General features: G+C 51.9%; 26 protein-coding genes, 1 pseudogene and 1 CRISPR repeat array. Of the genes and pseudogenes, 3 read left to right on the top strand and 24 right to left on the bottom strand.

Annotated elements, in window-relative coordinates; translation table 11 throughout:
* The 18 genes from VF260_05050 to VF260_04965 all read right to left on the bottom strand — a co-directional run.
* Positions 1 to 619 (bottom strand): 5'-3' exonuclease (locus tag VF260_05050; GenBank protein ID HEX7056548.1); only part of this gene is annotated, 619 nt, incomplete at its 3' end.
* Between the two features lie 117 nt (positions 620 to 736).
* Positions 737 to 1,459, bottom strand: coding sequence for a hypothetical protein (locus VF260_05045; protein ID HEX7056547.1), 723 nt, complete (start codon positions 1,457 to 1,459; stop codon positions 737 to 739).
* Complete coding sequence (locus VF260_05040) at positions 1,446 to 2,147, bottom strand: ABC transporter ATP-binding protein (protein HEX7056546.1); 702 nt, start codon at positions 2,145 to 2,147, stop codon at positions 1,446 to 1,448. Before VF260_05040 ends, VF260_05045 begins: the two co-directional genes overlap by 14 nt.
* 41 nt (positions 2,148 to 2,188) lie before the next feature.
* Entirely contained in the window at positions 2,189 to 2,554 is a 366-nt protein-coding gene (locus VF260_05035) for a GntR family transcriptional regulator (protein ID HEX7056545.1), read from the bottom strand.
* Positions 2,555 to 2,858: 304 nt separating this feature from the next.
* Positions 2,859 to 3,629, bottom strand: a complete 771-nt coding sequence (locus tag VF260_05030) for an SIMPL domain-containing protein (GenBank protein ID HEX7056544.1) — start codon at positions 3,627 to 3,629, stop codon at positions 2,859 to 2,861.
* 98 nt (positions 3,630 to 3,727) lie between these two features.
* Positions 3,728 to 3,901: a hypothetical protein gene (locus VF260_05025; protein HEX7056543.1), complete on the bottom strand. Its 174-nt coding sequence runs from the start codon at positions 3,899 to 3,901 to the stop codon at positions 3,728 to 3,730.
* Positions 3,902 to 4,022: 121 nt separating this feature from the next.
* Positions 4,023 to 4,379 (bottom strand): Spx/MgsR family RNA polymerase-binding regulatory protein, encoded by a 357-nt coding sequence (locus VF260_05020; protein HEX7056542.1) that lies wholly within the window; start codon positions 4,377 to 4,379, stop codon positions 4,023 to 4,025.
* A gap of 43 nt (positions 4,380 to 4,422) precedes the next feature.
* Positions 4,423 to 5,370: an RluA family pseudouridine synthase gene (locus VF260_05015; GenBank protein HEX7056541.1), complete on the bottom strand. Its 948-nt coding sequence runs from the start codon at positions 5,368 to 5,370 to the stop codon at positions 4,423 to 4,425.
* Between the two features lie 10 nt (positions 5,371 to 5,380).
* Positions 5,381 to 5,938: a cob(I)yrinic acid a,c-diamide adenosyltransferase gene (locus tag VF260_05010; GenBank protein HEX7056540.1), complete on the bottom strand. Its 558-nt coding sequence runs from the start codon at positions 5,936 to 5,938 to the stop codon at positions 5,381 to 5,383.
* An 89-nt stretch (positions 5,939 to 6,027) separates the two neighbouring features.
* The gene (locus tag VF260_05005; protein ID HEX7056539.1) at positions 6,028 to 6,237 is read right to left on the bottom strand and encodes an aspartyl-phosphate phosphatase Spo0E family protein; all 210 of its coding nucleotides are present in this window, start codon (positions 6,235 to 6,237) and stop codon (positions 6,028 to 6,030) included.
* 144 nt (positions 6,238 to 6,381) lie between these two features.
* Complete coding sequence (locus VF260_05000) at positions 6,382 to 7,587, bottom strand: aminotransferase class I/II-fold pyridoxal phosphate-dependent enzyme (GenBank protein HEX7056538.1); 1,206 nt, start codon at positions 7,585 to 7,587, stop codon at positions 6,382 to 6,384.
* Between the two features lie 12 nt (positions 7,588 to 7,599).
* Entirely contained in the window at positions 7,600 to 8,091 is a 492-nt protein-coding gene (locus tag VF260_04995; protein ID HEX7056537.1) for an Lrp/AsnC family transcriptional regulator, read from the bottom strand.
* Between the two features lie 38 nt (positions 8,092 to 8,129).
* Positions 8,130 to 8,504: a hypothetical protein gene (locus VF260_04990; protein ID HEX7056536.1), complete on the bottom strand. Its 375-nt coding sequence runs from the start codon at positions 8,502 to 8,504 to the stop codon at positions 8,130 to 8,132.
* Between the two features lie 154 nt (positions 8,505 to 8,658).
* A complete protein-coding gene (gene cysK, locus VF260_04985) occupies positions 8,659 to 9,588 on the bottom strand; it encodes a cysteine synthase A (GenBank protein ID HEX7056535.1) in 930 nt (309 codons plus the stop codon).
* A gap of 52 nt (positions 9,589 to 9,640) precedes the next feature.
* A complete protein-coding gene (locus tag VF260_04980; GenBank protein ID HEX7056534.1) occupies positions 9,641 to 10,864 on the bottom strand; it encodes an MFS transporter in 1,224 nt (407 codons plus the stop codon).
* Between the two features lie 43 nt (positions 10,865 to 10,907).
* Positions 10,908 to 11,456 (bottom strand): hypothetical protein, encoded by a 549-nt coding sequence (locus VF260_04975; GenBank protein HEX7056533.1) that lies wholly within the window; start codon positions 11,454 to 11,456, stop codon positions 10,908 to 10,910.
* A 132-nt stretch (positions 11,457 to 11,588) separates the two neighbouring features.
* Positions 11,589 to 12,011 (bottom strand): DUF350 domain-containing protein, encoded by a 423-nt coding sequence (locus VF260_04970; protein ID HEX7056532.1) that lies wholly within the window; start codon positions 12,009 to 12,011, stop codon positions 11,589 to 11,591.
* 71 nt (positions 12,012 to 12,082) lie between these two features.
* Entirely contained in the window at positions 12,083 to 14,440 is a 2,358-nt protein-coding gene (locus VF260_04965) for an endonuclease MutS2 (GenBank protein HEX7056531.1), read from the bottom strand.
* Between the two features lie 212 nt (positions 14,441 to 14,652).
* On the opposite strand from VF260_04965, the gene VF260_04960 reads away from it, so the two are divergent.
* Together VF260_04960 and VF260_04955 are read left to right on the top strand one after the other, a co-directional pair.
* Positions 14,653 to 15,027, top strand: coding sequence for a phage holin family protein (locus tag VF260_04960; GenBank protein ID HEX7056530.1), 375 nt, complete (start codon positions 14,653 to 14,655; stop codon positions 15,025 to 15,027).
* 193 nt (positions 15,028 to 15,220) lie between these two features.
* A complete protein-coding gene (locus VF260_04955) occupies positions 15,221 to 15,598 on the top strand; it encodes a cupredoxin domain-containing protein (protein HEX7056529.1) in 378 nt (125 codons plus the stop codon).
* 71 nt (positions 15,599 to 15,669) lie between these two features.
* On the opposite strand, the gene VF260_04950 is transcribed toward VF260_04955, so the two are convergent.
* From VF260_04950 to pheS, 5 genes are all read right to left on the bottom strand, one after another.
* On the bottom strand, positions 15,670 to 15,870 hold the full coding sequence (locus tag VF260_04950; protein ID HEX7056528.1) for a glycoside hydrolase family 2 protein: 201 nt from the start codon (positions 15,868 to 15,870) through the stop codon (positions 15,670 to 15,672).
* Positions 15,871 to 16,047: 177 nt separating this feature from the next.
* Positions 16,048 to 16,617 (bottom strand): CvpA family protein, encoded by a 570-nt coding sequence (locus tag VF260_04945; GenBank protein HEX7056527.1) that lies wholly within the window; start codon positions 16,615 to 16,617, stop codon positions 16,048 to 16,050.
* Complete coding sequence (gene zapA, locus VF260_04940; GenBank protein ID HEX7056526.1) at positions 16,610 to 17,059, bottom strand: cell division protein ZapA; 450 nt, start codon at positions 17,057 to 17,059, stop codon at positions 16,610 to 16,612. Before zapA ends, VF260_04945 begins: the two co-directional genes overlap by 8 nt.
* 90 nt (positions 17,060 to 17,149) lie before the next feature.
* The gene (gene pheT / locus VF260_04935) at positions 17,150 to 19,597 is read right to left on the bottom strand and encodes a phenylalanine--tRNA ligase subunit beta (GenBank protein HEX7056525.1); all 2,448 of its coding nucleotides are present in this window, start codon (positions 19,595 to 19,597) and stop codon (positions 17,150 to 17,152) included.
* A 19-nt stretch (positions 19,598 to 19,616) separates the two neighbouring features.
* Entirely contained in the window at positions 19,617 to 20,651 is a 1,035-nt protein-coding gene (gene pheS, locus VF260_04930) for a phenylalanine--tRNA ligase subunit alpha (GenBank protein HEX7056524.1), read from the bottom strand.
* Positions 20,652 to 21,115: 464 nt separating this feature from the next.
* Between pheS and VF260_04925 the strand changes: the two genes are divergently transcribed.
* A complete protein-coding gene (locus tag VF260_04925; GenBank protein ID HEX7056523.1) occupies positions 21,116 to 21,916 on the top strand; it encodes a Cof-type HAD-IIB family hydrolase in 801 nt (266 codons plus the stop codon).
* 143 nt (positions 21,917 to 22,059) lie between these two features.
* On the opposite strand, the pseudogene VF260_04920 reads toward VF260_04925, so the two are convergent.
* Positions 22,060 to 22,440: pseudogene (locus VF260_04920) on the bottom strand (malate:quinone oxidoreductase).
* 26 nt (positions 22,441 to 22,466) lie between these two features.
* Positions 22,467 to 23,037: direct repeats of the CRISPR family, unit length 30 nt; unit sequence GTTTCAATTCCTCATAGGTACGATGAAATC.
* Positions 23,038 to 23,046 lie beyond the last annotated feature (9 nt).

The raw sequence follows: 23,046 nt of genomic DNA, 5'->3' as shown, positions 1-23,046 counted from the left end.
TCCCCTCGATCGAGCCGAATTCCCGCAGCAGCTTGACCGCCGTCTTTTCGCCGATTCCTTTCACGCCCGGATAATTGTCGCTTGGATCTCCCATCAAACCTTTCAAATCCACGATCTGTTCCGGAGTTAGCTGCCATACCTCGGCCAGCGTTTCCGGGTCGAAAACGGCATAATGCGATTGGCCTTTCTTCATCAAAACAACATGCACATTTTCAGCGACCAATTGCAGCATATCCCGATCGCCGGTCAATATATAAACATGCGCTTGTTCGCCGTAAAGGCGGGAAAGCGTCCCGATGCAATCGTCCGCTTCGTAGCCTTTGACCCCGATATTGACCACACCGAAACTGGCGACGACATCTTTTGCCAAAGCAAACTGCGGAATTATTTCTTCCGGCGGGTCAAGCCGATTCGCTTTATAATCGGGAAATTTTTCCGTGCGAAACGTCTCGCCGCCCATATCCCAGCAGCATACGACGTGGCTTGGGCGGAATGTCGCAATCGCGTCCCAAAAATATTTGACGAAACCGTAAACGGCATTCGTGGGAAGCCCCGAGCTCGTTTTCATGATATAGCCGGAATGCGACGTTGCGTAAAAAGCGCGAAACAAGAGCGCCATGCCGTCAACCAGTAGGACGGTGTTTTGGCGTGCGGAAGTTTTTGCGGCCGGGATATCAGACAATGGAATCTACTCCTTGGTTTTTAAATACGACATCCCAGCTATTATACCATACCATTACAACTCAATTCTTTTTTTCAGGATGACGCCGCTCGCGACGATATACAGCAGATTGACAAGCAAAAGGACGATGATTGCCGTCCAATACGATTGATCCAGCGGAATGGCCGCCGATCGAGCCGCTTGGGTGGCGGAATGTCTTACGGTGAAAATCGGAAATCCCATGATGTAATTGGGGATGTTCACTAAAGCAATAAACAGGATAAACGTAACCAGCCCGCGCAGTTTTGGCAGCGACTTTCCGGCCAAATAACCGAGCATCGCCGAGTTTACGGCAACCAGGTAATTCAAAAATTCATAAAAGACATTTTTTCCGCTCAGATTGCCAATAAGTTCGGGAAAATTTCGGTGCAGCGATATATCCATGAAATAGCCGAAAACAGCAAAGGCGCACAGAGTAAGAAAGACGGACACTACGACAATCAGTTTGGAAAGCAGGATGTACCAACGCGGCACCGGCAAGGAAAACAGAACGTAATGGGTATTCAGTTCCCATTCTTTCGACCAGATGGTAAACGACAACACGATTGGCACAATAACCACCGTCCCGATTATAAGCCCGTTAACCGCGACAAACCAGCCGTTCGCGCTTGTTTCGCTCATCGATCCGGTTGCGATGAGAAAAGCGACATGCGCCACCACAATAATTGCCGCGACAATCACCAATAAATTGCGAACATTGCGAAAATCGGTTGCCAGCAAACGGTTAAACTGTCTCATGAACATACAACTCCTTCATCATGTCAATCAAAGATTGCTTGCGCGACTGTTTCAGTTCGTCCAAATTGCCTTTGAGCACAATTTCCCCGTCGCGGATAAACAGCACGTCGTCCAGGATCGCTTCAACTTCTTTAACTTCGTGCGTTGTAATCACAATCGTTTGGCCTTCCTCGGCAAAATCCGCAACAAGCCCGTTAAGCAGGTTTTCCCGCGATAAGACATCAATCCCGGATAACGGCTCGTCAAGCAACAAATACTCGCATTTGCGGCTTAGCGCGAGCAGCAGTTTCGTTTTGGCCCGCGTTCCTTTTGACATCCGGCTGATCTCGGACCTTGCGTTCAATTGAAAGTAATCAAGCAGATGGTTTGCTTTACTTTCGTCCCAGTCGCCATAAAAATCCTGAAAATAAGCCATCGCATCGCCAACGGTCATCCAGGAATAGTGCACATCGATTTCCGGCAGATAGGCAATTTTTTTGCGGGTTGCAATCGACGGACGGTCGCCATCGATCTGCACCTCGCCCGAATGAAGCCTGATCAAGCCGGCGATCGCCTTTAGCATGGTGGATTTGCCCGCTCCGTTAATCCCGAGCACACCTACGATTCTGCCTCGCTCAATCGTGCAGGTGGCATTGTTGAGAGCGTAAATTTTGCCGAATTTTTTTACCGCCTGGCGGATCTCAATCATCAAAAAAATCTCCTTTCTTCGGTAAGCATTTTACAAGCTTTTCATTGCATGCCCAATTGTTGTTTCACCAATTTCAAAATTTCTTCGCCCGTTTTGCCATGCGCAAGCATGGACTCGACAAATTTTCGCGTCATATCGACGAAAAGTTCTTCCTTGAAGGACGCCAGCACCGCGGGATCATCGGCCAGCACGCTGCCAAGGCCGCGGATTGTCCTGATCCAACCGGCGTCTTCCATTTCTTTGTAGGCTCTCTGCACCGTATTCGGATTCACGCCCAGCCGTTTGGCCAGTTCTCTGCGCGACGGAATTACCTGACCGGGCTGATAAGATCCGTTGGCCAGTTTGCGCTTAAAATCGTCAACAATCTGAATATATATCGGTTCCCGATCGTTAAATTCCACAGACATACCTCCTCCGCCCCCATATTGTATCACAGTATTATTTATCTAATACACTAATACAATAATATAGCCATCACTTCCTGTCAACAAAAAAAATGGCCTGGCGTTGCCATTCTTTTTTTGTGCAATTCCCTCTAGTCCAAAATGTAATCCGCGTGGAGCGAACCGGATAGAAAAATGAAGGTCGTATCCGCACCTTGTTTTCGGAAAATGCATTTTTGCGCTAGTACCCAGTAATTTATTAATCTTGCCTGTTATGTAAAACCGTCCGGAAAATATTCCGGACGGTCCTTTGAGTGCAATCCAAACGTTAAAACGCAAACTGCACGCTTACGCTCGCTTGAATCGTTAATTGGCCGGATGAAATGGTCGTCGTATCCGCCGCCGCAAGCGATTTTGCCGCCGCTGCGGTAATGTTTGTGTAAATTTGCGGCGGGCCGGAGCTGCCGTTTTGCGTGATGTTAAGAACGCCTTTTACCGAACCGCCAGCGTTTTTGGCCAACGCATTCGCCTTTGCGCGGGCGTTATCCATCGCTTTGTCCAATGCCTGCAATTCATATTCATGCTGTTTTTCCGTGCCGAACCGGATGTTGTTGACGCGATTTGCGCCTGCCTTGGACAGATCGTCGAGCATGGCGCCAAGCATGTCCAGCTTCCGGTAGGTGACTTCGATCATGTGCGTGGCGGTATAACCGACAATTTTCGGCTTTTGGTTTTCGCCATATTGATACTGCGGTTGTACGGAAAAATTCGTTGTCTTGATGTCTTTCTTGTCCACCGCATAATTCGCCAACATTTTTTGCAAATCCGCAAAAGCGTCGGCATTGGCTGTTTGCGCCTCATTGGCGGTGGCCGCCTCGGTCTGCACGCCGATCGACACATAAGCGACATCCGGCTCCACTTTGATTTCTCCTTCTCCGGTTACCGATATCGTGCGCGTTCTTGCGTCCGTGTTGTCGCTTTGGGCAAAAACGGAATTGTTTCCGCCCGCATGTTCCCTGTCGCCATTGACAAAAGGAAGGGCAATAAACAATGCCAACGCCGCCGCCACGACGACAAACAGCGTTTTTTTCGCATTCATCAACATAACCCCTTTCCCGGCTTTGCCGATTCCGTCTGTTTTTCAAATTCATAGACGCGCCGTTTCGGAAAAAGGTTACATAAATATAGAAATTTGCTCTAATCGGCATTCCGCACGATCAAGTAAGCGATAAAACCCAGCGGGCCCAAAATGAACACAACCAGCGTCCACAAACAGCCGATGTTGGCGCCTTTCTTCCGGGAAGCATCGGAATAAACCCAAAATAATGCGATGATGGTAATCAACCACCATAATAACATAAACAAGCCCATATGGCTTCGTTCCTTCCCGTCTTGTTTCAGCCATTATATGCGCTTGCGGTCCGGTTGCTCACCATACGTGCATAAAGCATTATTTCCCGGGAAAACGCGCTTCATCAGTCGGTTCACGCTCTCATGCGCCCCAGGTTTTCGCATACTCTATTTCATTAAAACCAACCGTTGCCTTGCCGTCGCCGGTAATAATCGGACGTCTCAGCAAATTTCCGTCCGCAGCGAGCAGCGCGATCTGCTCCTCTTCCGTCATTTCCCGCAGCTTGTCTTTCGGAAACGCGCGGTACGCCGCTCCCGATTTGTGAAAAAGCTTGGCAACATCCAGCCCGCTATTCGCAATGATTTGCTTGAGTTCGTTTATATTCGGCGGTTGCTCGATAATCGGAATTTTTTCCGCTTCAATCTGATGATCGCTTAACCACTTGACAGCCTTGCGGCAAGATGTGCAGCGCGGATTTTGATAGATTTTCACTTTCATTGTCGACACCTCCAAATGGGATCAAATGACAAATTGGTTTTGATCAATCTGTGCGCAATTGGGCGATGAGCCGTTCCATATCTTCGGGCAAATTTGCGGAAAAACGCATGCGATCGCCGGTAAGCGGATGATGAAACGCCAAACTCGCGGCGTGCAAAGCCTGCCGGCCGATTAAGCCGTCGGGCAAACGCCGCTGTTCTTCGTTTGGCAACGACGCAGCTCCATACAGTTTGTCGCCAACCAACGGGCAGCCGAGATGCCGCAAATGGACGCGAATTTGATGGGTGCGCCCCGTTTCCAGCCGCAGCCTGATGAGCGACGCCGCAGGCGGACAACCGTAAACTTCCTGCACGGCATAATGCGTAATTGCCCGGTAGCCGTTTGGCATAATGATACGCATGCGGGGATTTGCCGGATCCCGGCCGATTGCCGCGTCAACGGTTCCCTGTTTTGCCGGCGGAACGGAATGCGCAATCGCCAGATAGGCTTTTTCCATCGTCCCGGCTTGCATCTGCAAGGAGATTTGCTGGTGGGCATACTGCGATTTGGCAATGGCCAAGACGCCCGAAGTTTCCTGATCCAGCCGGTGAATGGGCCGGAAGCGGCATATTTCGCCTTTTTCCCGCCAATAGTGAACGACGCCGTTGGCAAGCGTATTGATATAGTGCCCGTGCGTCGGATGCACCACGATGCCGGCTGGCTTGTCCACAATGAGCAGATGGGCGTCTTCGAAAATGATCCGAAACGGAATTGGCTGCGGTAAAATATCGGTGGACTGCTCCACGGGCAGATGGACTTCGATCAGATCGCCCGCCTTGACGGGAACGTTTACCCAGGCGCGCGATCCGTTGAGCAAAATGCCGGTTTCCGAACGTTTCAACTTGCTGAGCAGTTTTCGCGACAACCGCAACTTGCTTCTCAGCACCGTTTTAAGCAGCCATCCGTCTTCCCGCCCGCTCACGCGAAAACGCAACGGTTCAGCCGCATCCATGCAAAAAGCCTCAAAACACATCGGCGCTGCGCACATACGCAACATCGGCGACGCCGAGACGCACATTGGCGACGCGGGCCAAAACAAAAAACAAATCGGAAAGCCGGTTTAGATAGCGTAAAACTTCGGGATTGACGTCTTCCCGCTTGCTCAATGCGACCGTCTGCCGCTCCGCCCGCCGGCAGACCGTTCGGCAAACGTGGAAGAGGGCTGCCGGTTCGCTTCCGCCCGGCAATATAAATTTTTTGATCGGCGGGCACTCCTCCGTATATCGGTCAATCCATCCCTCCAATTTTTTCACCATTTCCGCATTTACTTTAAAGGGATGTTTGCCCGATTCGGCGTATGCCAAATCCGCCCCGCAGTCAAACAATTCATGCTGAATTTCCGTAAGCGGCGCTTGCAAATCGCCGCATGGTCCGGCAGATAGCGTCGCCGCCGCCAGCGCGACAAAGCTGTTCAACTCGTCTATCGTGCCATAGGCCTCGATTTTGCAGTCGTCCTTATCCACTCTGGCCCCGATAACCGAAGTCTTTCCATGGTCTCCCGACCGCGTGTAAATCTTCATGGTTGGTTCCTCCCAAGCATTGCGCGGCAATGCCGCATCCTCAAAACTATCATAGCATAATATAAAAAGCGCAACAAAAAGGAGCCGCGTCAACGGCTCTTTTTTGCTCGCCTTATATATTCGTTGATTTTCTCATCCAGCTGCCGACTAATCTGTATTACTCTCTCGGCAGTAAATGATTGTTCAACTACGATCAGCCGTTCCATGCGCTTTCGCAGGTAGCCGATTTCCTCGTCCAGCATCGCCAGCGCGGGAAGCATACGTTCAGGCTTGATGGATGTATTTTTTGCGACCGCCATTTTGTGTTCCCCCCTTGTTCGAACAGTTCCGACTTGCAGACGTTCAAACATCAGAAAGACGAATCACATTCTGTATAAGCTGTTGCCGACAAATTTCAGCTTATTTTTACTTTCTCCGTCGACGGTCGGTTTTCCTGCTAATATTTAAAATGTCCTAATTTTTTGCACAAATTTTCCGATTCGTTCCAACGCTTCGGTGAGCTGGGCAACCGAGGTGGCATATGAGCAGCGGATAAAGCCTTCTCCCCCGAGCCCGAAAACGTTGCCCGGAACGGCGGCAACTTTGCCCTCAACCAGCAACCGTTGCGCAAATTGCTCGGACGAAAGCCCGGTTGAAGCGATGGATGGAAACGCATAAAACGCGCCCATCGGTTCGTGACATTCCAGCCCGATGTCGCGAAACCCTTTGACGACCAAACGGCGCCGCTGATTATACGATTCGACCATGCGGTCTTTTTCTTCCATGCCGTTTTTTAGCGCCTCGATTCCCGCCAGTTGCGCCATATGCGACGCGCACATGATCGTGTATTGATGCACTTTCAGCATAGCCGCGATAATATCGGGATGCCCGCACGCATAACCGAGCCGCCATCCCGTCATGGCAAACGCTTTGGAAAAACCGCTGATCAGCACGGTACGGTCCTGCATCCCCGGCAGCGACGCGAAACTTGTATGTTTTTGTCCATAGGTGAGTTCCGCATAAATTTCGTCCGTGATCACCAGCAAATCGTGTTCCTCGACGATTTTGGCGATCGGCAGCCAATCCTCGTACGTCATGACGCCGCCGGTCGGATTGTTCGGAAAGCCCAAAATAAGCACTTTTGATTTTGGCGTCAAATGAGCCTTTAACGATTCGGGAGTGAGCTTGAAATTGTCTTTGGCAAACGTTTCGATCGGAACCGTCCGTCCCCCGGTAATGGAGATGATCGGGCTGTAAGCGACAAACGTCGGTTCATGCAGCAGCACCTCGTCGCCCGGAGCAACCAAAGCGCGCAGCGCCAGATCGATTGCTTCGCTGCCGCCGACCGTTATGATAATCTGGTTGGACGGTTCATAGCGGACATGAAACGAATTGTACAAATACTCTCCGATCAATTCCCTGAGTTCAGGGAGGCCCGCATTGGGCGTATAGGTTGTTTTGCCTTGTTCCAGACCATAAACGGACGCCTCCCGGACATGCCAGGGAGTAATAAAATCCGGTTCGCCGACGCCCAGCGAGATCACATCCTTGCTGGCCACGGCAAGGTCAAAAAATTTGCGGATTCCGGACGGCGGAATATCTCTCACTCGCGGATTCAAATAATCCTGCATCGATTTAACTTTCGTGGGTGTTTCATTCTGCCTGATCATGGCATTCTTCCTTTACGGCGAAATCGGCAGGCGGTGGTCGCCTTCATGTTCTTCGAAAATAATTCCATCCTGTTTATATTTCTTCAGGATAAAATGCGTTTTCGTGGATATAACCGAATCCAAAGTAGACAACTTGGTGGATACGAATCCCGCCACTTCTTTAAGCGACTTGCCCTCAATCTCCACCAAGAGATCGTATGCGCCCGACATCAAAAATACACTTTTCACTTCCGGGAACAGGTAGATTCGCTCTGCCAACGCGTCAAATCCGCGACCGCGTTCGGGCGTGATCTGCACTTCGATCAACGCGGTTACCTTTTCGTCGTCAATTTTGCTCCAATTGATTACCGTAGCGTATTTGACGATTGTCCGGTCTTCTTCCAATTCCCTGATCGCCGCGGCGATTTCCGCTTCCGGCACTCCCAACATGGTCGAAATCAGCGCCGCATCATATCTTGCATCTTCCCGCAGCAACTCAAGAATTTTCAGCTTCAGTTCATTCATGGAGCGAACCTCCCGGCCACCAGCTAGAATTATTATTCTTACATATTACAACGGTTTTCTTGATTCTGCAAATCTTCAAATGGATGATATGGGCGTTTAAAAAACGGATTTGCCGAAAATTTACATTCCGCTTTAAGCAATTTTAACAAGTTTGCACGGATATCGGAAAATTGCCGCGACGGCGCTACGATCACATCGGCAATGGCCGCATGGTCGCTTCCGTCGCAAATGATCCGGCCAAAGCCTGTCAATATCCCGTCTTCATACACGGAAACGGCGCGCCAACTGCCAGATTTCACCGCCTCGTACCATTCGTCAAAATGTTTGCCGCTTGCGTCCGGATTTATGGTTAATTCATACAACGCTTGCAGCGAACTCTTATCGGGGATAACCGGGTCATATATCGTCTTCATCACTATTCCTCCTTGTGCGCTTCAGCTTTCCGCAAATGCCCAGGCATGGCAAAGCCGAATTTCTATCTCTATAATTATACGTTTTTCTGTATATTTATGCAATCACAATCAAATAAAAACAGGCCGCCTCATGAAAGACGGCCCGCCGCTTGCGTTATGCCAATACGCCAAAAATCCCCATGCTCATATACCGTTCGCCCGTATCCGGCGCAATGCACAAGACGCGCTTGCCTTCGCCCAATTTTTTCGCCACCTGGATAGCCGTCCAGACGGTCGCGCCGGACGAAGGACCGACCAAAATGCCTTCTTTCGCCGCCAGTTCGCGTGTCGTCTGCAAAGCGTCTTCATCCGCGACCTGAATGATTTCATCGAAAACGTTCATATTCAGGATTTTCGGAATAAAGCCGGGGCTTGTTCCAACCAGTTTATGCGGGCCCGGTTTTCCGCCGGAAAGCACCGGCGAGCCTTTCGGTTCGACCACGTACACCTTTAAATCGGGAAGCGCCTTTTTCAATTCTTCTCCCGTCCCGGTTACGGTTCCGCCCGTCCCCGAAGAAGCGACAAACGCGTCGAGCCTGCCGTCCGTTTGTTCCAAAATTTCTTTCGCCGTCGTAATCCGGTGAATGTCCGGATTGGCCGGATTTTCAAATTGCTGCGGGATAAAACTGCCGGGGATTTGTTCCTTCAACTCCTGCGCCCGGCGTATCGCGCCCGGCATCCGTTCGGCCGCGGGCGTGAGTTCCACTTCGGCGCCATATGCCTTGAGCAAATTGATGCGTTCTTTCGTCATATTGTCCGGCATTACAAGGATCGCGCGATATCCTTTGGCCGCCGCATTCATCGCCAGCCCGATCCCGGTGTTGCCGCTCGTCGGCTCGATGATCGTCGCTCCCGGCTTTAAGATGCCTTCCTGTTCAGCCCGCGCGATCATATTATAGGCAGCCCGGTCTTTTACGCTGCCGCTCGGATTAAAATATTCCAGCTTTACACAAACTTCCGCCGCACCCTCCGGCACAATGCGATGCAATCGGATTACGGGTGTATCGCCAATCAACTGCGTTATATTGTCCACCACTTTCGCCATCTTGCCTACACCCCTTTTTCGCCTGTTTATACCTACTTATTTTATCGGATTATTAACTGTTGTCAACCCGAGCCCTTTTGCCGAGAAGCCCGTTGCGCAGGAAAAACCAGGAGAGCACAGGCGCCGAACCGATCGCGAGCAGAAAAAAATTGATCGCCGTGGGCGACCGCGTCACCGACACTAACGCGATGAAGCCGATTGTCCCGAGCATCCTCCCGGCATTCAGCCCCAACTCCCGCATAATGATGAGCTCGACGCGGTGGCGGGCCGACTGTTCATTGGCGCCGATCAAATCGAACACCGAGGATGTCATCGGAATCGCAAACAGCGGATAAAACAGCGCCGTGCCAATCCCGAACAGGAGCAGCATGGCAAAATTGAATTTCCAGAAAAACGGCAAGATGACCGCGATCATGGCGAGCGTTCCAAACAACATTCCGGCGCCGCGGAATTTGCGCCGCAGTTTTTTGCCGATGTACCAATAGCTGAACGTGGAAACGGCGGATGTGATCAGCGAATAATTGCCGAGTTTCAGTTCGCTCTTTGTCTCTACGTAAACGAGCAGGCCGATGACGAAGACAAACACCCCTTCGCGGACGCCTTGCGCCGCCAATGCCGGAATGACCCGCCGCCACTGGTTGCGTTGGTCCTGCAGCAGATCCGGCACGTACCGCCAATTAAATTTTCCCGCAATTTTGTGTTTTTTGAGAAAAAAGCTCGCAATCGCCGCCGCCAGAAAAATCCCCAACGAAATGGCAAAAATGACGCGATAACCGATCTTGTCGTCGATCTTGGTGATCAAAAAGCCCGCCGCCCAGGGAGCGACCGCCCCCGCCGCCGAACCGAGAAATCCCGCCCAGCCGTTGAACCTGTCGCGATTGTCCGGATTTGTGATTTCGAAATAGACCACATTGAACGCAAGCCAAAACAACCCGAGCGAAGTTCCCTGCAGGACGCCTAGCAACACGGCAAAACGGGCGGCGTCTTTTTCCAGCAGCAAAATAACGAGATAAAACAGCGCGGAAACCGCAACGCCCACCCGCAGGATATTCATTTTATTGCCTTCCTTCGCCCATTTGCCCGCCGCTAAAAAGGTCGCCGCCGACAGCGCCTGACCTGCCAGGACAAACCAACCGATCAAGGCGAAATCATGCTTGATTTTCCATAGGTACACATTCACAAACACCGCGGAAAATGTATTGGCAGCGGCAAACATGCCATGCACGGAAAGGAGCAGCACAGCTTGTCTGCCGAGCTTCTTTTTTTGTTTCTGCACAAGCATTCCCCTTGCATAAAAATAACCCTCGCTGGAGTTATTTTTACCGGTCGAAAAAAGAGTCAATCATGTTTACGCGATCCGTTTTGGCCAAAAAAGTCGAAATATGGAAGCAGGAAGGGCATACAAACAAATCCAGCTTGAAAGGCCCGGGCAAAACCGGCTTCGTCAATTCGGCGGGAACAAGCGGAGTAAACTCGCTTTCCGCAACCGTGCGCGTCCCGATGCGGAGCATCAATTCCCGGCAATGCGGGCATTCCGGAGCTTCGTCCTGCGCATCGATCAACGCTTGCACGGCTTCGGCGAAGCGGACAACGCCCAGTTCCTTTACTGTCAAGTTGTCCCAATCGATCAGCCCTTTTTTCACCTCGCCGGACGGATTTTTGGCGGTTGCCGGAAATTGAATCACCGAGCCGGGTTTGTTGTCCTTTTTCCCGTCATCATCAACCTTGTCGGGGGGATCCAGCTCGACATGCACCGTGCGGTATTCGCCCAACTCGTTGAAACAATGCGGGCAGTACGCTTCCGGCCCGATTTCCTCATCCCATACGATTTCCGTGGCGCACCACGGACAAATTTGCCTTTTGCTCATGATTCGGACTCCTTACGTGTGCTGAATAAAATATACAATGCCGATAATGATAAAAACAATGGCCAACAAGTATAACGTTTTGGGCAAATATTTCATCGCCAACCGTTCCTTTCCTGGGATGTACCTTCCCGCTTATATGACGCTGGCCCCGATCACATAAGAAAGCGCAACCGAAATCGTGAACGAGATGAACCCCACTGCGCGGTTGTCGCCTTTAATTTCCTGATCGATTTTAAAGGCCGGAGTCAAAAATTCGAATAAAAAGTAAGCGACCAACAATAAAATAAAGCCGAAGATTCCCCAGACAAGCGCATGATAAACGGAGTCGTTGTGCGCAATCGCAAACCGGAAAATGTTGCAGATGCCGAAAATTTTGCCGCCTGTCGCCAAAGCCACCGCGACGTTTCCGCGCTTGATTTCTTCCCAATTGTTGTATGTTGTTACGAATTCGAAAACAGAAAGAAACACGATGAGAGTTAGGATTGTCACGGAAAAAAAAGCGATCGTCTCCAGAAACGGATAGCTCAGCATACGGTCCACTTCGCCGTTATCCATTTTCTCACCTCTTGTAGCGTAACCTACCCATTTTTACGCTTGCGCCACAAGTCCGGTTTCAAAACGGATGTTTACGCCAGGTCCACAACGGTCACGCCCGCGCCGCCCTCGCCGTAGTTGCCGAGCCGGTAGCTTTTGACATGCTTGTGCCGGCGCAAATGCTCCTGAATGCCGCCGCGCAGCACGCCCGTGCCTTTGCCGTGGATGATGCTGATCGTATGCAAGTTCGCCAAAAACGCTTCATCCAAAAATTTTTCCACTTCCGATAGCGCGTCGGCAAGCGACATGCCCCGCAGATCGAGCTCCGTGCGCACGTGTTCGTCGCGGGTGCGTTTTATGCCCGCGGCAACGCGCTCCCATTGTTTTTGCGGCGCTTGCTCCGCGACAAGTTCCAAATCGGCGATGTCCACTTTCATTTTCATAATGCCGAGTTGCACGACGGCTTCTTTGGGACCGGCCAATTCAACGACATGCCCTTTTTGCCCCAAATGCGTTACGAGCACTTCATCGCCGGGATTCACCCTGATTGCTTTTCCGCCGTTTTTCCCAGGCTTTTTGCGCGGAAGCTCCGGTGCGGCCTGCTCAAGCTTCCGTTTCGCCTCGATCAATTTGTGCTCTTTGATGGACGCGCCTTCTTCCAGGGCCATTCGCCGCAAATCGGCAATGACGGCTGCCGCTTCGCGCTTTGCTTTCGCCACCAGTTCATCCGCTTCGCGGATGGCTTTGGCCAGCCTTTTTTCCCGTTCATCTTCCCATTTGCGGCGTTCTTCGGCAAGCTCTTGCTTCATCCGCTCCAATTCCCTGCGCAATTGTTCCGCGGATTGCCGCTCGGCCTCCGCGCCGAGCCGATTCGCCTCCAGGGAAGCAATCATGCTGTCAACCCGTTGATCCTCTTCGCCGACCTGGCTTTGCGCGCTCGCGATAATCCGTTTCGGCAGCCCCAGCCTTTCGGCGATCGCAAACGCATTGCTGCGTCCGGGTATGCCGATCAGCAACCGGTAAGTGGGGCTCAACGTCTGCACGTCAAATTCCATGCTGGCGTTGACTACTCCTTTGCGGTTGTATGCGTACGCTTTTAACTCGCTGTAATGCGTGGTGGCAATCAGGCGGCAGCCCGTTGCATGGATATGTTCCAAAATCGCGATGGCGAGCGCCGAGCCTTCGGCGGGATCGGTGCCCGCCCCAACCTCATCCAGCAAAACGAGACTTTTGGGCGTCATCTCCCGCAAAATGGAAATGATATTCGTCAGATGGCTGGAAAACGTGCTCAAGTTCTGCTCAATGCTCTGCTCGTCCCCAATGTCGGCAAAGATGGCATCAAACACGCAAAGTTGGCTGCCGTCTTCCGCAGGGATAAACATTCCGGCCATGGCCATGACGTGCAGAAGCCCGACCGTCTTTAGCGTGACCGTTTTCCCGCCGGTATTCGGCCCCGTAATGATCATGGAATAAGCGGCGTTTCCGAGCTCGACGTCAATCGGAACGACTTCGCCTGTGATGAGCGGATGGCGGGATTTTTTCAGTTTAAAAAAGCCTCTGTCGTTCATGACCGGCAGCGTCGCCTGAATCGCCCGGGCGTACTCGGCTTTGGCAAAAATAAAGTCCAGCCGGGCCAACAGATCGGCGTTTGCCAACAGCGAATCCGACTCCTCCCCGACTTTGGCGGAAAGCGCGGCGAGTATTTTTTCGATTTCTTTTTGCTCGCGCAAGGTAAGCTCCCGCAACTTGTTGTTCAACGCGACGACCGCTTCCGGTTCGATAAACAACGTTGCGCCCGAAGCCGACTGGTCATGCACGATGCCGCCGATTTGTCCGCGGTACTCCTGCTTGACGGGAATCACATAGCGGTCATTGCGAATGGTGATCAATTGTTCCTGCAGCATTTTCTGCAGCGAATGGCTGCGCACCATTTGTTCCAGCTTCTCCCGCACCCGCGCTTCGCCTGCGCGTATGTCGCTTCGGATATGGGCGAGTTCGGCGGAAGCGCTGTCCAAAATCTGGCCGGAGTCGTCAATGCAGCTTTGAATCGATGCTTCGAGCGGTTTCAATTCCGCCAATTGCGCAGCCAACGCGGCAATCGATCGGATCGGTTTATCGTCATGCACGGACAATAAAAAACGCTTCAGTTTCCGCCCCGCAGCCGCCGTATTGGCGATATCGAGCAAGTCATGCGGCGAAATGACGCCGCCTTTCGCCGCGCGTTTTACCGCCGCCCTGATATCGCGGATACCGCCAAACGGCGCTCCTCCTTTCAGCCGGATTACCTGGCTTGCTTCATCCGTCTCCGTTAAACGCCGCTTCACCTCTTGCAAATCGGGCGACGGCACAAGCGCCGTTACCAGTTCTTTCCCGAGAGAAGTCGCGGCGAACGCGGCGCATTTGCGGATGATTTTATCGAATTCCAGCATATGCAGCAATTTTTCATTCACGCTTCGTTCACTTTCCTTAGCATTCCGTCAACTTATTTCTGTCCATATTATAACCAACCGTCGGCAAGGAAGCTATTTTTCCGGCAACTTGATCCGCTTTTAAAGCTGTGCCGGATAATCCCTTGCATGGACTTAAACTGTCGGGGAAAAATAAGTCGGCACCGATTAACAGGCACGAAAATGTGATCAGGATACAGGAGGGAATAATCAGGATGAATTTCCTTGGTCAAATTGTCCGTTTCATTGTTGCGGCGCTTGTACTGATGTTTGTCGGATTTGTTGTTCCTCAATTTACTGTCGGCAGCTTTTGGAGCGCATTGTTCCTTGCTCTGGTCATCGCTTTGATCGGCTGGGTCATTGAAGGCATCTGGGGCAAGCGGATTACCCCGTTTGGCCGGGGGATTGTCGGCTTCGCCGTCAGCGCGTTGGTCATTTGGTTGGCGCAATTTGTCGTCGGCGGCGTAAGAGTCACCTGGATCGGTGCGATTTTGGCGGCGCTGGTGATCGGGATTATCGACTTGTTTATACCCATCAGCAACCCCTTTGAAGCCGGAAAAAACGGGGGCCGCAACGAAACAGCAAAGTAAGCCCGACAATCGCTATTTCTTTCCGGCAAGGCCCGTTCCCGCAAGCTAGTGCATGCTTTGCGGAAACGGGCCTTTTTTGTTCATACTTCCGTCAATAAGTTCACAATTTTGTCACAACTATCAGGACACGATCTGTTAAGATAAATACTGTCAGATACGAATAAGAATCAATCTCAATTGGAGGGGAATCGCGATGAAAAAAGCAGCACTTGCTCTTGTTTCTGCGGCTTTGATACTGTCACTCGCCGCATGTGGAGGCAACAAAGACGACAACTCTGCGGCTTCCGACAATACAAACGCCACGGCGAATACAGAAATCGTACTGCACGCATCCAATTTCAAGTACGATCAGGAAGAATACCACGTTAAGGCAGGCGAACCGGTAAAGATTACGCTTGACGAACAGGAAGGCGTTCACGGGGCGGAAAGCAAAGAACTTGGATTCAATCTGGACCCGAACAAGAAAAGTGTCGTCATCACACCGGAAAAACCGGGCACCTATGAAATCAAGTGCAGCGTTCCGTGCGGCACGGGGCATGCCGATATGAAAACGAAACTGGTCGTTGAGTAAGGATTTTGGAAATATCGCGTTGCAAGGGCAGGCAATGCCGCCATACGGCGTCATGTCTGCCCTTTTCCGTGTTATTCCGCGATATCGTAAGCGCTGTATACGAGCAATTCGCGAGCCAGTTGTGCAGACGTCGCGCGCTGAGACAGCGTATTTTTCCGCAAATAAACGGTCCGTTGTTCACCGGCGGACAAATCGAGGCAGTTATCGCTGAATACGCCGTCCAGATTCGCCAGTTCCAGCCAGACATATTTGGCAAACGCCCGCGATGGCATCGGAAAAATCCAACGTCGGACAAACATATACTGACAGCGGTTCGACCGCGACCGCAAATTCGCCTTTTTGCACGACCGCGGAGCGATGATCGCGCAGCGACCAGACGACTTTGCCGTATTTTAACAATTTAATGGGCATAAATCTCGTCCAATTGCGTCTATCCCAAAACACGCGGACTATTTGTTCCACATCACCTTTAGCCATTCGGTTGCCGCGGGAGCGTTTTCCATATACCACGTAACAATTTTTGAGTTTGTCAGCAAATGCTGCACCTGTGTCGCCGGGATGGCATTCATCACGTTGACGGCAATCACGAAAACGATAACCGTCTCGGAAAACGCCAAAAGCACGCCGCCCCACTTGTTGAAAAAGGCAATGCCCGGCAAGTTCGCGAGCAAATCGAAAATCCGGGCAAAAATAGATAGCAGAAATTTAACGCCGAAAAACAGAAGCGCGAAAGCGACCGCATTATAGACATAGCGATCCAGTTTCAGCCCTTCCACCATAAAGGCGTATTGGTCGTACTCTTTCCACGCGGCAAGCGGCGCCGATTTTTGCAGCATATGCGAAAGCTTTTCGTAAAACGAATGCGCCGCCAAATAGGCGATTATCCAACCGGCCACAGACAAAAGCTGGCGCACAAAACCGCGGATATAGCCTATGATCAGGCTTGCCGCCGCAAGAACGATAATGGCCCAATCAAGCGCATTGAGATTGTCGGCCGCCGTTTTAATCCATTCATTCATTTTCCGTCAATTGTATCCATTCATTGTATTCATTCTGCAATTTTTCATATTCTTCCTGCAATTTGGCCAGCTCTTCGCGCAAACGGGCGCATTCTTCACAGTCGCCCGGCGGCTTGGCGGCTGCCGTCTCCCGCTCGCGCAATAAAGCGTTGTGCGCTTGCTCCAACTTGCTGTATTTTTGCTGCCACTCGCGGACTTCCTGATCGTTCAGGCGCTCTTCCCATTGCTCTTTCATCCGAAAATATTCGTCGGCCACATTCACTGCGGCAAGCACGGCAATCCGCGGCAGATCCAGGCGAGGATGGCCTTTGGCAATCTTGTTCATCTGCTCGTTGACATGTCCGGCTACCTTTTGCATATATTCCGTGCTCGAATTGCCCATTAATCTGTATTGCATGCCATAAATATCAACGGTTACCCTCGTCTTTTCCGCATCATTCATCGCGTAAAACCTCCCCGAATCAACCGTGATGCGCCTAGCGATCCTGATTGTCCATAAAATATTTCGGCGAAATGAGCGCCGGTTCCTGCTTCAAGAGCGAAGTTGCGCGTGAAATGTTTGTTCCAGGCTGGCGATAATTTTCTGCATCATATCGGAAATTTCCTCATCTGTCAACGTCCGCTCGGGATGACGGAACACTAGCGATAACGCGATGCTTTTTCGCCCTGCGCCCAACCGTTCGCCGGCATACACATCGAACACTTCCGCGGATTCAAGCTGCGCCCCGGCGGCTGATTTTACAGCGGCAAGCAAGTCTTTGGCCGCCGTCTTGGCCTCCACAACAACCGCGATATCACGGGAAACCGCCGGATAGCGCGGCAACGCCCGATACATGACGGCGGAGGATGTAAGCGCGTATAGCGGATGCAACTCCAATTCCGCGACAAATGTGTCTTTCAAATCATACTTTTCCGCAAGTTCGGGATGCAGCTGGCCCAACATGCCGAGCCGTACGGATTTTCCGTCGGCACGTTTGCCATGCACTTCCGCGGTGCGGCCCGGATGCATGCCCGTCGGAGCCGCCGGCATGAATTCGGCGTCGGTTATGCCCAAAAAGGCGAGGAGATTTTCGATAATCCCTTTCAGATCGTAAAAATCAACGGGTTCCTGTTTGCCCGCCCAATGGGCGGACGACCTGCCGCCGGCAAGCAACATGCCGAGCAGCGTTTTTTCCTGCGGCAATGCGGATATTCGTTTTTCCTTCGCCAAAAATACGTTGCCGATTTCAAACATCGCAATGTCTTGCGCGCCGCGGTTGCGGTTATACGCCGCCTGTTCAAGCAATTGCGGGATCAGGCTGGTGCGCAAGACGCTGCGGTCTTCGCTCATCGGCATGAACAACGCAATCGGCACGGCATCCGGATACAATCCGGGAAATCTCTCCGCGTTGCCCGGATGCGTGACCGAGTAGTTGACCGCTTCGCACAATCCCTGATCGGTCAATAGTTTGCGCAACGAGCGGCGCACCGTTTGCGCTTTTGTCAGGGTGCCCGGCGTCGTTACGCCGCTCATCAGCGTCAGCGGAATTTCATCGTATCCGTGGAGACGGGCAATCTCTTCGATTAAATCGACATCCAGGGAAATGTCCCCGCGGCGATTGGGAACTTGCACCCGATATAGGCTATCCTCCGTTTCCGCAAAGGCAAAATGCAAACGGCGGAAGATCGCCGCCACCTCTTTTCCGGAAAGTTGCGTGCCCAGGTAGTTGTTCACTTTGGTAAGCGACAATTCGACGACGGCAGGCTGTTTTTCCAATGTGCCGGCGGCAACGACCCCGTTTGCTGCCGTCGCTCCGGCATATTGCGCCATCAAGGAGGCGGCGCGGTTTAACGCCGGGATGACAAAATCAGGGTTTATTTCCTTTTCAAACCTTAGGGAAGCTTCCGAACGAAGCCCCAACTCGCGTGAGGTTTTGCGAACGGAACTGCCGGCAAAATGCGCCGATTCAAGCAATATCGCCGTCGTTTCGGACGTAACTTCGGAATTTGCCCCGCCCATGACGCCGGCAACGGCAATCGGCTTCTCGCCATCCGCAATCACCAGCATATGGGGCTCCAATTTGCGCGTCGCATTGTCAAGCGTGACGATTTCTTCACCCGCCTTGGCCAGACGCACGTCGATGCGGCCCGCGGCAAGCTTGTGCGCGTCAAAGGCGTGCAAGGGCTGTCCGTATTCCAGCATGACATAGTTCGTAATATCGACAATATTGTTGATCGGGCGGATTCCCGCGGCCATCAAACGGTTTTGCATCCATAACGGCGACGGGCCGATTTTTACATTCTCCAGATATCTTGCCGTGTAGCCGGGACACTGTTCGGGCGCGCTGATGCTTACGCTGAAAAGATCGGATGCTTTTTTCCCTGTTTCGCCAAGTCCCGCTTGCTCGTCCGGCAAACGCACGTCGCAGTCGATAATGGCGGCAATCTCGTAGGCAACCCCGATCATGCTCAAACAATCGGAGCGGTTCGGCGTCAGATCGAGCTCCAGCACTTCATCGGAAAGCCCCAGCACATCGTGGATGTCGGCGCCGATGGTTACGTCATTCGGCAGCACCAGAATGCCTTCCTGAATCTCTTTCGGCAAAAGTTTGTCGTTTAAGCCAAGTTCCTTCGCGGAGCAGATCATGCCATGCGACTCAACGCCGCGCAGCTTCGCTTTTTTAATGTGCAAGCCGCCCGGCAGTTTGGCGCCGATCAGGGCAACCGGAACTTTTTGCCCGGCGGCGACGTTTTTCGCTCCGCAGACGATCTGCAAATCTTCGCCGGTTCCGGCGTCAACAACGCAAACGCTCAATTTGTCCGCGTCGGGATGCCGCTCGCGCGATTTGACAAGACCGACAACCACGTTTGTTACGCCTTTGTCCAACTGCTCCACCGCATCGACTTCAACGCCGCTTCTGGTCAGTTTGTCCGCCAATTCCCGCGCGCTGTAGCCGGACAGATCGACATACTCCGACAGCCAATGGTAGGAAACTTTCATCTTGATAACCCCTTTTCTCTTAAATCCGTACGAACTGCTGCAGAAAACGCAAATCGTTGGTGTAGTAATGGCGGATATCGTCCACGCCGTATTTCAGCATGGCAATGCGCTCCACGCCCATGCCGAAAGCAAATCCGCTGTAGACGCCGGGATCATAGCCGCCCATCTCCAAAACGCGCGGATGGACCATGCCGGAGCCCAGGATTTCCAGCCAGCCGGATTGCTTGCACACCCTGCATCCCGAACCGCCGCAATGCACGCAGGTTACGTCCACTTCCGCGCTCGGCTCGGTAAACGGGAAAAAGCTGGGACGCAGGCGGATCTTCGTGGCGGAGCCGAACATTTCCTTTACGAACTGCTGCAAAGTCCCTTTCAGATCACTCATGCGAATGTTTTTGTCGATGACCAGACCTTCAATCTGCATAAATTGAAAAGAGTGCGTGGCATCGTCGTCATCACGGCGGAACACTTTGCCGGGACAAATGATTTTCACCGGAACTTCGCCCTTCATCGCTTCCATAGTGCGAATTTGCACCGGCGACGTTTGCGTGCGCAGCAAGATCTCGTCCGTAATGTAGAACGAATCCTGCATATCCCGCGCCGGATGGTCTTTCGGCAGATTCAGCGCCTCAAAATTGTAATAATCGGTTTCCACTTCCGGACCTTCCGCGATTTTATAGCCCATGCCGATAAAAATGTCTTCAATATCCTGAATGACGCGCTGCAGCGGGTGAATCGCCCCCAATGTTTTCCTGCGCCCCGCAAGCGTCACATCGATCGTTTCGGCGGCCAGCCGTTCGCGGGTCGCTTCGCGCCGGAATTTTTCCTGCAATTCGTCGATCGCTTGCTCGATCGCCGCTCTTACGTCGTTGGCCAACTGCCCGATCACCGGGCGTTCTGCGGCGGACAACGCGCCCATGCCCCGCAAAATTTCGGTTAACGCGCCCTTTTTGCCCAAATATTTTACACGGAAATCATTCAAATCCTGCGCGCTTTCAATCCGGTTTAGCGCCTGCAGCGCCTCCGTTTTAAGCGCCTCCAATCTTTGCTTCATGTTCATTCCTCCCGTACTTTTAGACATAAAAAAAGCCCCTCATCCGAAAGGGACGAAAAGGCCGTGGTACCACCCTTGTTGGAACGCGCCGTGTTGCCGTAAAACACGCTCCCGCTTTGCCGAATAACGGTTCGGTCGCCGTTCTTTCCTACGCGCCGCAAATTGCCGCCGTTGGGACTGCGGAACATTTTACGGTTTCAAAAGACTGCTCGGGAGCGAACTTCGGTCGGCCCAGCTTCCGGGACGCTCTCAATCTTCGGCGTCTCCTCCCTGTGGAAATGGTGTCCGCTTACTTTTCTCCGTCACCGCATTTTATGGTGATTGATCTTCGCCGAATTTTCGGCGGAAGTGTAGATTTACAAGCTATTATATGAGATTATTAGGAATGATGCAAGCGCGCCGCCTTGCGCGCCTTGCGCGTTACGACGCGCACCGCACAGATGAACGAACAGGAGCGTAAACGAATGGCATACAAAATGATCGCAATCGATATTGACGATACGCTGTTGAATGACGAATTGGCAATTCCCCCGGAGACCAGGCAGGCGCTGGCCAAGGCTAAAGCGAGAGGCGTGGAAGTGACCCTCGCCACCGGGCGGATGTTTGCTTCCGCCAAACAAATTGCCGCCCGCCTGGAGCTGAACGTGCCGATCATCACTTATCAAGGGGCGCTCGTCAAAACTGTCCCCGACGAAGAAACGCTTTATTTTCGCCCCGTGCCGGAAGCGATCGCCCGGGAAGTTTTCGCCTGGGTGCAAAAGCACGGGCTGCATTTGCAAGTGTATTGCGACGACGTCCTGTATACGCGGGAACATAATGAAAAAGTTACCGCATACGCCAGACAATCCAACATTCCGTTCGTTGTGGAACCTGATTTCGCCCGATTGCTCAAGCTGCCGATAACCAAAATGCTGATGATCGACGAACCCGCGACTCTTGACCGCTTAAAACCCGACCTGGAACGCCTGCTCGGCGCAAGTGCGCACGTTACCAAATCAAAGCCGAATTATTTGGAAGTGATGCACCCGGAAGGCACGAAAGGGTCGGCGCTTAGTTTTCTCGCGCGGCATTTCGGTTGCGCGATGGAGCAGGTGATCGCAATCGGCGACAGCTGGAACGACCGCGACATGATCGAGGCCGCCGGTCTCGGCGTGGCGATGGCAAACGCTGTTCCGCAGCTGAAACAGATCGCCGACTACGTCACCCTTTCCAACAACGAGCAAGGCGTGAAGCACGTGATCGAAACATTCATTTTGGCGGAGTAGGAGCACCGGGCAAATTCAGGGTTTCATCTAGGCAATCGATTGATTCAAGCCAAGCGCGCGCGCTGTCGAAGTTTGAATCTCGGCAATAAGTTCAGGCTTTTCGGATAATCTTTCGCCATAAGATGGAATCATTTCTTTAGTTTGGATAACACCGCGAAACGCTTTTTTAAAAATGCAACATTTTCTTTGCCCTTTACAAAACTGATATGAGGCAGACCCATAATAAAATGGCGTGGATCCCCGATCAATTCGCGGTCAACCAGATAAGCCCAAAACTGCCTCGACAATTGAAAGCGCTCGTTTATTCTAACCGCAGCATCGTTGTTTATCGTGCCGTCGGGTTGTTCAATTGTATAATTCATCTCGCATAATGCGGCATGTCCCCTTCCGGAATTATTCCGCTCGTTAGAGCTTTCTTGACCGGCTTGTTCAAGCCGCTCGAATATTGTAATGTCCCAATCCGGCGCTAATTCTTTGAGCAGTACTCCCAATGTGGAACTCATAATCCCGGCACCAATCAAAATCGCGTCTGCTTGGGACGATTTTTTCTCATTTGGATCCTCATAGGTACGATGAAATCATGTATGGTTGGCTACTGGATACCCATCCCGAGGAAATCCGTTTCAATTCCTCATAGGTACGATGAAATCGCAATAGGGCACCGTCATCAGTCCGCCAAACGGGTGTTTCAATTCCTCATAGGTACGATGAAATCGTGATCAATATGGACGAGGCCCAAATCCTTGCACTGGTGTTTCAATTCCTCATAGGTACGATGAAATCTCTCCTCGACCATCATTGAAACTTATTCCCGATATTCCAGTTTCAATTCCTCATAGGTACGATGAAATCTCAGCGTTGTTCGGCACTTTACCAATGTACGACTTGCGTTTCAATTCCTCATAGGTACGATGAAATCTGCAAATGGCGCACGTGAGGCAGACTACCTGCCGGGTTTCAATTCCTCATAGGTACGATGAAATCGAAATGCTTACGTATACAAAGAGTTGTATGAGAGTGATTGTTTCAATTCCTCATAGGTACGATGAAATCCAGGAGGTTTTATCGTACCCAATGGAGCTAGTTCAGGAGTTTCAATTCCTCATAGGTACGATGAAATCGATACCGGA

Source organism: Bacilli bacterium (assembly GCA_036381315.1).
Lineage (GTDB): Bacteria > Bacillota > Bacilli > Paenibacillales > KCTC-25726 > DASVDB01.
This window is presented reverse-complemented; position numbering and strand designations above follow the sequence as displayed.